Here is a 12,491-nt window from a genome sequence, read left to right on the forward strand (position 1 = left end):
GATAGTTTTAAACAGGTAAGTAAGTATGACAGATAATAGCTTCAAGTGGAGGTGTGCTTTTACAACGGACAATATGATTGAAGCACATATTATTCAAGGCTTATTAACGCAAGCCAAAATACAATCTCATTTAGGAGGAAGTGCGTTGCAAGGCGCAATAGGAGAGATACCTAATGAACAGGCTAAATTAAGTGTTTATGTGTACGAGATAAAGCTACGCGATGCGGAGCAAATTTTGTTAAACTACGCACAAACGCAGAAGCATGATGATTGGTACTGTGTGCAATGCAATGAGATAAATGGTCCAGCTTTTCAATATTGCTGGCAATGTGGGAAAGAACATGAGTAAAGCAAATAACTTTCAACGTATCAGAGACTTAAATTACCTTCAAAAAGCAGTGTTGTCGGCTGCAATTATTGAACGTATGTTACCTAATTATACGTTGTTTAGTGAAGCAACAGAGTTTGGTGATGCGGCAATAATGAAGAGTGCGTTGAATGTCTGTTGGGAAATTATCGTGTTACCCAAAAGTAAAATCAACCTTGAAAAACAAGTAGACAAAATAGAACCGAATGTCCCTGAGTTATCGCAATTCGATATGTTTGGGACTTACCCCGCAATTGATACAGCGACGGCGTTATTAGGACTGATCCATGGGCTAATGGCCAAAGATGATCAAGAATTCATTGATATTGCGAAAATATCGCAAGCTACGGTTGCACGTTATGTTGAATTTGTATTGGAAAATGAAGGCATTGAACCGGACAATACACTAGTACGTGAACATGAAATAATGCAATATGAAATAGACGTGTTAGCTGGGCTTATTGACTTTGTTGAACAGATGGGGCGCATCACAAGTGACAGTGTTAAAGCATTAAAGCAACATGCTGTTGCTGATGGGCAAACGAATATTGGTATCGCCATTTAAAGTGGGCGTTAGTTTTTCTTGCTGAGTAAAACCAGCTCAAGGTAAAATCTTCATATTTTTTAATGTAAGGCGGGAGAGGTAAATTGCGCATATTAGGTATTGAATCATCCTGTGATGAAACTGGCATTGCTATTTATGATGATGAACAAGGATTACTTGCACATCAGTTATATAGTCAGGTTAAAGTACATGCTGATTATGGTGGTGTGGTACCTGAGCTAGCTTCTCGTGATCATGTTAGAAAAACGATTCCCTTGATTGAAGCTGCGTTCAAAGAAGCTGGGTGTGGGCCTGAATCTTTAGATGGTGTGGCATATACTGCAGGGCCAGGTCTAGTTGGCGCATTATTGGTTGGTACATCAATAGGACGTTCTTTGGCGTTTGGCTGGGGGTTACCAGCTGTTGCTGTGCATCATATGGAGGGGCATTTATTAGCGCCTATGCTTGAAGATGAGCAGCCTGATTTTCCATTTATTGCGTTGTTAGTATCAGGTGGCCATACCATGATGGTAAAAGTCACTGGAATTGGTGAATATGAAGTGCTTGGAGAATCGGTTGATGATGCTGCAGGCGAAGCATTTGATAAGACAGCTAAACTTTTAGGATTGGATTATCCTGGTGGGCCACGTTTGGCGAAACTTGCTGAACAGGGAGTTGCAAAGAAGTTTGTCTTTCCCAGACCTATGACAGATAAGCCCGGACTTGATTTTAGCTTTAGCGGTTTAAAAACGGCAGCAGCTAACACGATTCGAACTGAAGGCGATGATGTACAAACGAAAGCGGATATTGCCCATGCTTTTCAAACGGCAGTGATCGATACTTTGGCGATAAAATGCAAAAGAGCATTAAAACAGACGGGTATAAAACGCTTGGTAATTGCTGGGGGGGTGAGTGCAAATACAGAGCTTAGAGGTAAGTTAGCGCGTGTGATGCAAGGCATGCAAGGCAAAGTATATTACCCACGAACCGAGTTTTGTACAGATAATGGAGCGATGATTGCTTTTGCTGGTATGCAGCGTTTAAAGGCTAAGCAATATGCGCCTCTAGATATGAAAACACAACCGCGTTGGCCACTTGATAGCTTAAAACCACTTTAAGACTTTTTTTTGCCAATTTTAGGCTCTTGCCCTTTCAAGAGCCTAGCTATATTTGAACGATGTCGAAATATAATTAAGGCCGTTAAAAAACTGACTGGAATGGTATAAATTGGTTTTATTAGCCAAGTATATATCGGTGCTGCGGTGACTGTCACAATTGCTGCTAATGAAGCGTATCGTGTTAACCATAAAACACACAACCAAGTTGCAATGAGCATTCCTCCCAATGACAACCCAATAGGCAGTAATGCACCAAAAGCTGTGGCGACCGCCTTTCCACCATTGAAATGAAAAAAGATGGGGTAAATATGGCCTAAACATGCAGCAACAGCGACCGCGCCTAGCCAAACCGGTTCGATTTGTAGGAAATATGCCCCCCATACAGGAATAGTGCCCTTTAATATGTCAAAGATAAGCACGAGTACCGCGGGAACTTTTCCTCCTAACCTCAGTACATTGGTAGCTCCGGGGTTGTTAGAACCTGCAAAGCGAGGATCGGGCAAGCCAAATACTTGACATACCAAAACTGCGGATGAAATTGAGCCAATTAAATAGGCGCATATACAGATTAAACTAACTAACACACGTTTCCTTATTTTGTCTTACTAAGTTTTGGGCTATGATCGACCGTTGTAATAGATTTTTTTGAGAAAACACTCTCAAGTTTGAGCTACGTACCAATGGAGCAGTAATGGATAAGGTTTATATCTCACAACTACATGTCGAAACCATAATAGGAGTTTACGACTTTGAGAAGGAAAGTAAACAAAGCTTATACTTTGATATTGAGATGTTGACCGATATTTCGGCCGCAGCTCAGTCAGATGATATACATTTGGCGGTGGATTATGCAAAGGTGAGCGAACGTGTTTCGGTGCATACAACAGGCCAACCAGTAGAGTTATTAGAGACTTTAGTTGAACAATTAGCCGAGATTATTTTGAATGAGTTTAATGTGACACAAGTGATGCTTCGAGTTAGCAAACCAGCGGCAGTACCTGCAGCAAAAACCGTGGGTGTAGAAATAACACGGGTAAAACATTAGCAATGGCACAAATTTATATTAGCTTAGGCTCAAATGTTAACAAAGAGCATTACTTAGCAGCAGGGCTAAAAGCCTTGTTAACTCATTTCCCTGATAGTATTCATTCAAGTGTCTATGAAAGTGAAGCGGTAGGTTTTGCAGGTCGTAATTTTTATAACTCAGTACTGGGCGCACAAACAGCGATGTCATTAGCGGATGTGTGTCGAGTACTAAAAGAGATAGAACTAGATAATGGCCGAACGCATCAGGATAAAAAGTTTAGCCCACGGACATTAGATTTAGACCTATTGTTTTATGACGATGTGATTTGTGAGAGCCCTGCTCAACTGCCGCGAGATGAAGTTGTAAAAAATGCTTTTGTGCTACAGCCATTGCATGAGGTTGCCGCAGATTTTTATCACCCGGTGGTGGCCAAAACAATTGATGAAATTTGGCGGGAATATCATAATCCGCAGCAAAAACTATGGAAAGTGGAGTTATAATATTTATGAGTATTATCGAAATTATTGTACTTGCCTTAGTTCAGGGTTTAACGGAGTTTTTACCCATTTCAAGCTCGGCACACTTAATTTTACCTTCACAGATTTTGGGTTGGCAAGATCAAGGAACTGCATTTGATGTAGCGGTACATGTCGGCACTTTAATCGCCGTTATTATATACTTTCGTAAAGAAGTCGTGGCAATTTTAAGCGCTTGGTTTAAATCATTTTCAGAACAGGGAAAAACAGATGACAGCCAGCTTGGCTGGTGGATTTTAATTGCCACAATCCCATCACTGATCATCGGTTACTTTTTTAAAGACTTTGTTGAGAGCTACTCACGCAATGCCTATATCATTGCGACGACAACGATCGTATTTGGTTTATTGCTTTGGTATGCCGATGCAAAAGCAAAACAAATTAAAACGATTTATCAGCTCAACTGGATGAGCGCTTTACTTATCGGATTGTCTCAGGTGGTCGCTATGGTATTTCCTGGTACTTCTCGCTCAGGGATCACCATGACTGTTGGTTTATTAATTGGTTTAAATAAACAAAGTGCTGCGCGTTTTTCTTTTTTAATGTCTATACCCGTGATAGCAGCAGCTGGCTCATATTACATTTATAAGTTGATTTCAGCAGATGAATTGATTGATTGGCAGGCTATTGTACTGGGTTCTGTATTGTCGTTTATGTCAGCTTATGCATGTATTTATTTTTTCTTGAAAGTAATAGAGCGTATGGGCATGATGCCATTTGTGATATATCGACTTTTACTCGGTATGGGACTATTTGCTTATTTATTATTGTAAGTCTTATCTGACTTAAAAAAGCGCTTAGGGCGCTTTTTTTGTGCTTACTGTTTTTTCTTCTGCCATATTTGTCTGTGGTAATGACTAACTTTTCGCAAAGGATAGGTGGGTTGCTTACTGTAAAGATACATGAAAACGAGTTTGTAGATTAGGGCACGCGTCGGAAAGTGGTGTTAGGAGTTACTGTGGATGTATTGTAGAGAGAAAAACGCGTCGATTAGCAATCGACGCGTGCGTATAGATACTTATAGCTCAATTAGAATGAGTATTTAGCACCTAAAGAAAGGCGGCGACCTTTTACATCAAAGAACTCACCCTCATCAAATGCAAATGGGTTACGTGGTGGTGCTTTATCAAGTAAGTTGTTAACACCTACACGTAATTGTAGCTCATCTAACAAGTATGTTTTGTACATAAAGTCGAACGTTGTGTATGACGGGATATCATTATAATTGTTGTTTTCTATTGTCCATGTATTACTTTCTACCGTTGAGTGGCGATAGTTAGTGGTTAACACGTATGAAGAGTCATCATGTGCATAAGAAGCAGTAAAGCGAGCTTTAACGCGTGGCGACTTCATTTCACCTAATTTAACGCGTAGCTCATCAGAGCGGCCCGTTGTATTTTCAGTCGCTTCAGTTAAATACGTTGCTGTGAATTTAAGTGAAAGAAAGCCATTTAGAATATCAGTGCGGTATGCTGATTCGAAATCAAATCCTTTTCTTGCAAACTGAGCTGCATTAATTGGTTTATCAATGAAATACTCGATGTCACGCGTTTGTTCATTACGTACCACATTTTCACAGAATGGATTATCTAGCGAGCTAGACTCGTAACAATATTGCACTGTATCTCTATCAAAGTACTCAATCGCGTCATCGATTTCAAATGCCCAGTAGTCTAATGTGAAATCTAGACCTTCAACGAATGAAGGGGTATAAATAACACCGATAGTATGATCATTTGATACTTCATTATTTAAGTGCTCATTACCGCGAATATAACCAGGTAAGCTTCCACCCGCTAACCATTCATCGGTAGGCATCCAACCCGCCGGCATATTGTCAGCTGCACAGTTACGAATTACATTGTCTTTAAATTCACTGCCTGATTTTGTAATGCTGTCAGCACGGCAAATATCGGCGCGGCCTGAATCAAATGTTTTTGAATTAGGAGTATATAAGTCGCCTAAGCTTGGTGCTCGAACTGATTTAGAGCGGTTAATACGAACGCGAAGTTCATCGCTTACGCCCCAGTTTAACGCGACTTTCCATGCATCATCACCACCAGTAACAGAGTAATCCATATAGCGATACGCTGTTTCAAGTGTTAAATCTTGTACTAAGAACTTATCTTCAATAAGGGGGATTGAAATTTCTGCAGAGAGTTCATCTACTTCAATTTCGCCACTCATAGGTAAGCTAGAGTTACCGAAGATTAACCCTTTGGCCATATTATCTGACGGGGTTGTCGTTACAGATTCTCGACGGTGCTCTGCTGTAAATGCTGCTGCAACATACCCAGCAGGTAGTTCAAATAAAGTGCCATCAACAGTTAAAGCAAACACAACTTGGTCATGCTTGGCGAATCGGGTTGCAGTGGTCCCTATGTAGTCTAATTGTTCTGGAGTGGCTGATGTTGCACCCATTGTATTAAATGGGGTACAGCCAGCTAAGGCACCAACGACATTACCGTTTGCATCGCGGTCAGCGCATACAATTTGACCATTGTACTCAACGGCATCGATTGCATTCATTTGGTTTTGAGTTAAAACCTCACCTTCCCAAATTGTGTCTTGCTCAATACGGCCGTACTGAACATAGGTGCTGTATCCCCAATCATCATTTAAAAAACCTTCAGCACCGATTGAGGTACGGAAAACTTCACGCTCTTGCCCATATGAACGGTTACCCCAAAGGTGTTCATTTGCTTGGCGTAATGTCACCTTGGTTAAGCCATTATCATCGAGTAACTTAGCCATATCATCTTTCATATATGCATTGTCACGACGAATTGTGTGGCGGAAGAAAGCTGGACCACCTTCAGTTGTTGCATCGGTATTTGAATAGGTAAAATCAAATGTGAGTGCGTGTTCATCATTTAGTTGATAAGTACCGTAAGCAGACGCGATGATGCGTTCAAGAGGCGTCTGGAAAAACTCTTTATAACCGTGACCAAATACGCCGTCACCTTGCTGATCTCCACCTTGTAAATAGCTGCGAGAAGCGTTACCAACTCCAGGGTTAGGTAAGCGGCCTAGCCCGTAGTCAAATGCACGAACATTACCATTTGCATCGAATGTATAATGGTGGTTATTGAAAGCATTATCATCAAAGCCACTTTGAGTGAAGAAGTCTCCCCCTTCTGAGTAGTAAGCCAATGCTGTTGGGTGGCCCAATACGATGCGATCAGGAATGCCGTCAGTGCCACTGGTGTTTGCAGGGTTACCATAGCTATTAACTGGGGTACGTACAAAGTCACGACTGAGTTGTGTGTAGCTTTTGTTTTCTGTGTAATTCAATGAAGCGATGAATGAAAGTTTGTCTCCTTCCACACCACCTGTGATTGAGAAAAAGTTTTCTTCTCCACCACTTTGTTCAGGTCGAACGGTTGATACGTCAACCTCAATACCGTCCATTGATTTTTTAGTAATGATATTAACAACACCGGCAACTGCATCAGCGCCGTATACAGCTGCTGCACCACCTGTGGCAATTTCAATACGCTCAATCATAGATGTTGGAATGTTGTTTAAATCGACAGCAGTACCTCCAACAGAACCTGGGACATAACGGCGACCATTCACTAAAACTAATGTACGCTCAGAACCTAGGCCGCGTAGATCGGTGGTGTTTAATCCTGATGAGAATATTAAGTTTGTGGTTGTTTCAGGAGAAAGGCCTACCGAAGCTTGTGGCATTGACGCAAGTAAATCGTTTACATTGGTAATACCTTGGTTTTCGAGTTCAACACCGCCAATAACCGTTACAGGGGTGGGGGAAGTTAGGTTAAAACGTTTTATTTTTGATCCAGTAACCTGAATACGCTCAACTTTTTTAACTTCTCCAGTTTCGTTTGCCATGACAGCTGAACCTGATACGGCGCTAGTTAATAACGCAGCTTTAATACCGACAGTCAATAGATTTAACTTCTTCAACATAAGACCTTTCTTTAAGTTGTTGTTAAGGGCCGCCCTTACTTTTATAAGTGCGGTTATATTTATGCCGCATTTTTAGCATATCTAAATGTTACAAGCGGCTGTTTGGTGGTTGTAATGTTTGTTTCTAATTTGTATTTTCTGTTTACGATGGTTTGTCATTTTGTACTCTGCCTTTATTCTTGGTGCTTGTAGAGGGATGCTTTGTGTAACGGAGTCTTTACGGTGAGTGTGTATTTACTTTTATGTTGCAGATTATGTGAATGGCTTTTTCTAAATGGAAAAGAATATTCAAAGTTTTAGTATGATTAAGCAGCTTTTATGTGGTTATGATGTTAGCGAACGTTTAATTTTGGCGACGTTTTTTTAGCCGGTTGATTTTTTTTATATCAAAAGGGAACTTTTTTATGCAGGTGAGGTACTCCCCACCTGATAGTAATGATTAATTGAAGGTTTTTTTTAGAGTCGATAAACGTTGTTGTGTTAATTGGGTTTTAATTTGGGCCCCACAGAAACCGGCGGCAATAATGGCTTGTACGTCAATAGCCCGAGTGTTGGCAGCTGCCTCTTTAATCAGCGCAATGAGAGAAGGATTGTTATACTGTGAAAAAGCGATGATCTCGAGTAATAAATCAAACCGCTCAGGTCTTCGCCATAAATCGATACGATCAAACAGGGTTAACAGCTGCTGTGCGCTCACTGACGGTATAAAACATGCTTTATGTTCACAAAAGTCTCTCAGTGCGACTGCATAGCGAGAAGGAATTTTTAGAGTTTGCTCGAGGGCTTTTAATTTATCACTGGGTGTATCGTATAGCCACAGACAAAATTGAATTATTTTATAATGTGGATGAGAGTGAGGTAAACGCATGAGCAATTTTTTAAGTTGAGTGCGCTCTTGAACGTTCCAACCGATCAATAATGGTTGAACATCTGCCAATGCTCCAAGCTGGTCCAGAGTCGTGGTAAAGTGTTCAATCGCACCGTCAGCTAAGCATTTTTCAATTTCTAGCCATACACGTTCTTGCGTCAGTGTTTTTAATTCACCTCGACTAACCATGTTTGCCATCATGGTCATTGTGCTATCTGCAATGGTAAAACCTAAGTGATCATACCTTGCTGCGAAGCGTGCAACACGCAGAATACGTAAAGGATCTTCACTGAAGGCGGGTCCTACGTGACGTAAAATACGGTTATTCAAGTCATCTTGGCCATGGTACGGGTCTATTAATTGACCATCATTTGCTTTTGCTATTGCATTAACCGTGAGGTCTCGTCTAAATAAATCTTGCTCGAGTGTAATACTTTGTTCAAAGTCACAGATAAATCCACCATAACCTTGACCACTTTTTCGCTCTGTACGCGCGAGCGCATATTCGTCATGGGTCTCGGGATGTAAAAAGACCGGAAAGTCTTTGCCAACTTGTTTATAGCCCTGCTTGATCATTATTGCTGGCGTTGCCCCGACAACAACGTAATCTCTTTCAACAATAGGGCGACCTAACAATTCATCGCGTACAGCACCGCCCACTAAATATATTTTCATTTTGGCCTCAAATCTTGTCTAACGGAATAAACTAATTTCACAAAATTAGAAACAAGGTTTTAACTTGTTGGCTTTTTTTGCCATTATAGGCTGCATCATAACAATAAAGAGACGCATCGTGTATTTACGCTACTTTGGGTTGAATGAAAAACCCTTTTCAATTGCGCCAAATCCAGAATACTTGTTTTTGAGTGACAGACATAAAGAAGCGCTCGCACACTTAACATACGGTTTAGGTGATGCTGGTGGCTTTGTATTACTGACAGGCGAGGTAGGGACTGGTAAAACGACTGTGACACGCAGTATGCTCGCTCAATTACCTGACAGCACTCAAGTTGCTTTTATTTTGAACCCAGCTTTGTCTGAAATGGAACTATTGGCCAGTATATGTGATGAGTTAAACATAGAATATGATGCTGATAACGCAACGCTAAAGCGTTTAACTGATATTATCAAAGCCCGCTTGCTCAGTAATCATGAACTGGGTGGTCATACCATGTTGATCATTGATGAAGCACAACATTTAGCGCCTGAAGTCCTTGAGCAATTGCGGCTACTGACAAATTTAGAGACAGATCATAAAAAGTTATTGCAAATTGTATTAGTTGGCCAGCCCGAGTTACAACAACTTTTACAGCGGAATGAGTTACGACAGTTAGCACAGCGGATCACGGCGCGTTACCACTTATTGCCGTTAACTGAAGCACAGGTCTTTGCGTATATTCAGCATCGTTTGAATAAAGCGGGCTGTGAGGCTTCGTTATTTGACCATGATGCAATTGCTTTTATGCACAAAGCAACGGCGGGAATACCCAGATTATTAAATTTGTTGGCAGATAGGTGCTTACTCGGCGCTTTTTCAGCCCAGAAGATGATCGTTAATAAAACGATTGCACAACAAGCTGCACAAGAAGCATTGCCACTTGATTTAGTTCCGCAAGAAGTGGCTCAAAAAATCAGCTTGCAATGGCAGGTTACAGCCACGTGTGCCTTGTTATTTATCTCAGGCTTTGGCCTGTCATATATTGTATAGTGAAATTAAATGTCATATTTATTCAATGCTTTAAAGCAATCAGAACACACAGCAACCTCAGAGCAGGTGCATTTGTCTTATCAACACGAGAAGCAATTGAAGTTTTATCGTCGGCTTTCTCTTGGATTAGGCGGTGTCTTAGTGTTTGGTGGTGCACTTGTCGCAGGATATGCAACTGGTAAGTTTATGCAATCACCAGCGCAAGTTGAGTTGATTAGTAACGCTGTTGTTACGCAAAAAAGCAATCAACAAGTGCAACAACCAGCGGTTGAAGGTGTGGCGAAAAGTGATTCGCAAGTTAATTCGACTTCTGTGGAGCAATCGATAGTCAGTCGAGCTGCAAATCAAAATCAGATAACGCAACCACAAACGGTAGTAAACCCAGTGGTAAAGCCAATACAGGCAAGTGTTCAGTATCAATGGGCATCGGTGCAAATTGGTGTTGATGTATCTGGTCAAGCGGTATATGAACAACGCTTAGTGCCAGTCGCTAATCAACAAGCAATGGTTAATCAAGCACATATCGTTCAGCCGCAATTTGTTCAACGTAATACGGGGCTACAAAGTTTGACGCAGCCCAATATCCTAGCCCAACAAAACACCAGACAACCAGTTATAGCAGCACAAACCCCGAACACGCATGACGCATCAAGTATCGATATGAGCCAATATCGCGTACTTGGTAAGCCGTTGAATGAGCAAGCGAGTTATCATGATCCTGAGTTAGATAAGGTGTCAGATGAGCTCAAAGACGCCTTTGCTCAGGCGGTTGCTGATACTGAAGGCAGCCAAGAGAGCGAAGTGATTGCAACGAGTAAAGACTCTGCAAGGGCGACGCCCATCGAGCTTTTACCTATCGAGCTGCAAAACAGTATTCCACGATTACGATATCAGGCACATATTTATGCCACCGAAGCGGATAAGCGCTGGATAAAGTTGAATAATCGCGATCTGTATGAAGGGGATAGTATAGGTGTACTACAGCTATTAGAAATCACGCCTGAACAGGCATTGTTTGATTTTGATGGTTATGAGTTCACCTTAAAAGCAATGCAAGATTGGCCGCTTTAATACCGTGGTATGGGTTATGTTGGCGTTAAGGTAGCATTGAATGACGGAAGAACTTTAACAAGTCTAAGTTAAATTCTTCCGGCTTTATCGCGGCCTCTAAACTATCATCAACTCGCTTGTTAGATAGATCGATGTCTTTCACTTCAACATAATGCATATGTTTGGCGTGATAGAATACTTTAACCGTCGGCTTCAAAGGTGACTCAGGGTTACTGGCACAAACAATACCGACTCTTTGGCTAGTGAGCTTGACGAGCGTGCCAACTGGGTAAACCCCAATGGCATTAATGAATATATTTAGGAGCTCGGTGTCGTAGTGGTGCGGGGTGCCTTCTTTAAGTATTTTGAATGCTTTGACCGGTGTCATGCCGACTTTGTAAATTCGCTCAGCGGTCAGTGCATCATATACATCTACAATGGCTGCCATTTTGACGTACTGAGACAGCTCATCCGCTTTATATCCATATGGGTATCCCGACCCATCGAGCCGCTCATGATGATAACCCGCTATTTCAGTAGCGATTTTACCCAGCTGAGCCTGTAGTACGATGTCAAAGCTATATTTAGCATGGCTTTTCATTACTTCAAATTCATCTTTTGTTAGTTGAGATGGTTTTTGTAAAATAGTATCTGGAATGTGTACTTTACCAATATCGTGCAGTAGCGCTCCCGTCGCCATTTGCTCTATTATAGGGCGTTCAATGCCCATATGTTTGGCAAAAATACTTATGAGTATTGAGACATTAATAGAATGTTCTAGCAGATAGGTGTCTTTTTCTCGGATACGTGCAATACACGCTAGGGCATCTTGATTTCGAAATACGGAATCAATCAATCCATGAGCTGTTTCTTTAAAAGCGGAAATATTGATTGGCCCACCCGATTGTAAGTCTACAAAAGCTTTTTGTTGCAGCGTTTTGGCTTCATCATACAGTTTAGTGGCTTGCGTTAGTTCCGACTCGATACTAGCGGATTTGTGCCATGGATTAAATACGGTTTCAGGGATTGACTCAGCAATGGGAGGAGGGGCTTGTTGTTGTTCATTCTGGATGGTTTTATCTGGGTCTATTTCTACTTCAAGTACACCCGTTGATACTAACTTGTCAATGCTCTGTTGCGTTTTTACCCAGCCTTGACTTTTTATCTTTATGTGACCCGTTTGCTTAATTACACCAGCGACATACATGCCAGGTTTCAAGTCCTTGATATTTATTATTTTCATCTTGAGCCCTAAACATAAAGTAAGACTTATAAGACTAGCAAAGATTAATAAAAGCGGTAGTACTAAAGAGGGGGAAATTTACTGGCGAGCGATTAAA

General features: G+C 41.3%; 12 protein-coding genes. 8 read left to right on the top strand and 4 right to left on the bottom strand.

The genetic code is table 11. The features are described from left to right. The first annotated feature begins 25 nt into the window (after positions 1-25). From J8L98_RS22370 to tsaD, 3 genes are all read left to right on the top strand, one after another. Complete coding sequence (locus J8L98_RS22370; protein ID WP_210998291.1) at positions 26-349, top strand: DUF2007 domain-containing protein; 324 nt, start codon at positions 26-28, stop codon at positions 347-349. Next, positions 342-932 (top strand): YjaG family protein, encoded by a 591-nt coding sequence (locus J8L98_RS22375; protein WP_192506572.1) that lies wholly within the window; start codon positions 342-344, stop codon positions 930-932. The genes J8L98_RS22370 and J8L98_RS22375 overlap by 8 nt, the downstream gene beginning before the upstream one ends. A gap of 83 nt (positions 933-1,015) precedes the next feature. Beyond that, complete coding sequence (tsaD, locus tag J8L98_RS22380; RefSeq protein WP_192506573.1) at positions 1,016-2,029, top strand: tRNA (adenosine(37)-N6)-threonylcarbamoyltransferase complex transferase subunit TsaD; 1,014 nt, start codon at positions 1,016-1,018, stop codon at positions 2,027-2,029. Here tsaD and plsY read toward each other — a convergent pair. After that, positions 2,026-2,613, bottom strand: a complete 588-nt coding sequence (plsY, locus tag J8L98_RS22385) for a glycerol-3-phosphate 1-O-acyltransferase PlsY (protein WP_192506574.1) — start codon at positions 2,611-2,613, stop codon at positions 2,026-2,028. The two genes, tsaD and plsY, sit on opposite strands and share 4 nt — an antisense overlap. Before the next feature lie 107 nt (positions 2,614-2,720). On the opposite strand from plsY, the gene folB reads away from it, so the two are divergent. From folB to J8L98_RS22400, 3 genes are read left to right on the top strand one after another with little or no spacing between them, the layout of a single operon-like run. Beyond that, a complete protein-coding gene (gene folB, locus J8L98_RS22390; RefSeq protein ID WP_210998292.1) occupies positions 2,721-3,074 on the top strand; it encodes a dihydroneopterin aldolase in 354 nt (117 codons plus the stop codon). A 2-nt stretch (positions 3,075-3,076) separates the two neighbouring features. Beyond that, positions 3,077-3,556: a 2-amino-4-hydroxy-6-hydroxymethyldihydropteridine diphosphokinase gene (folK, locus tag J8L98_RS22395; protein WP_192506576.1), complete on the top strand. Its 480-nt coding sequence runs from the start codon at positions 3,077-3,079 to the stop codon at positions 3,554-3,556. A gap of 5 nt (positions 3,557-3,561) precedes the next feature. After that, positions 3,562-4,365 carry an undecaprenyl-diphosphate phosphatase gene (locus J8L98_RS22400; RefSeq protein ID WP_210998293.1) on the top strand — a complete coding sequence of 268 codons (804 nt, stop codon included), beginning with the start codon at positions 3,562-3,564 and terminating at the stop codon, positions 4,363-4,365. A 256-nt stretch (positions 4,366-4,621) separates the two neighbouring features. On the opposite strand, the gene J8L98_RS22405 is transcribed toward J8L98_RS22400, so the two are convergent. Both J8L98_RS22405 and J8L98_RS22410 read right to left on the bottom strand, forming a co-directional pair. Beyond that, positions 4,622-7,525 (bottom strand): TonB-dependent receptor, encoded by a 2,904-nt coding sequence (locus tag J8L98_RS22405; RefSeq protein ID WP_210998294.1) that lies wholly within the window; start codon positions 7,523-7,525, stop codon positions 4,622-4,624. Between the two features lie 439 nt (positions 7,526-7,964). Continuing rightward, positions 7,965-9,068, bottom strand: a complete 1,104-nt coding sequence (locus tag J8L98_RS22410; RefSeq protein WP_210998295.1) for a tRNA nucleotidyltransferase — start codon at positions 9,066-9,068, stop codon at positions 7,965-7,967. 118 nt (positions 9,069-9,186) lie between these two features. On the opposite strand from J8L98_RS22410, the gene J8L98_RS22415 reads away from it, so the two are divergent. Next, complete coding sequence (locus tag J8L98_RS22415; protein ID WP_210998296.1) at positions 9,187-10,101, top strand: AAA family ATPase; 915 nt, start codon at positions 9,187-9,189, stop codon at positions 10,099-10,101. 9 nt (positions 10,102-10,110) lie between these two features. Further along, complete coding sequence (locus tag J8L98_RS22420; protein WP_210998297.1) at positions 10,111-11,172, top strand: general secretion pathway protein GspB; 1,062 nt, start codon at positions 10,111-10,113, stop codon at positions 11,170-11,172. Between the two features lie 25 nt (positions 11,173-11,197). Here the strand turns inward: J8L98_RS22420 and J8L98_RS22425 are convergent, their stop codons facing one another. Continuing rightward, positions 11,198-12,394, bottom strand: a complete 1,197-nt coding sequence (locus J8L98_RS22425; RefSeq protein WP_210998298.1) for an HD-GYP domain-containing protein — start codon at positions 12,392-12,394, stop codon at positions 11,198-11,200. Positions 12,395-12,491: the final 97 nt, after the last annotated feature.

This window comes from Pseudoalteromonas sp. MMG013 (assembly GCF_018100885.1).
Classification (GTDB): domain Bacteria; phylum Pseudomonadota; class Gammaproteobacteria; order Enterobacterales; family Alteromonadaceae; genus Pseudoalteromonas; species Pseudoalteromonas aurantia.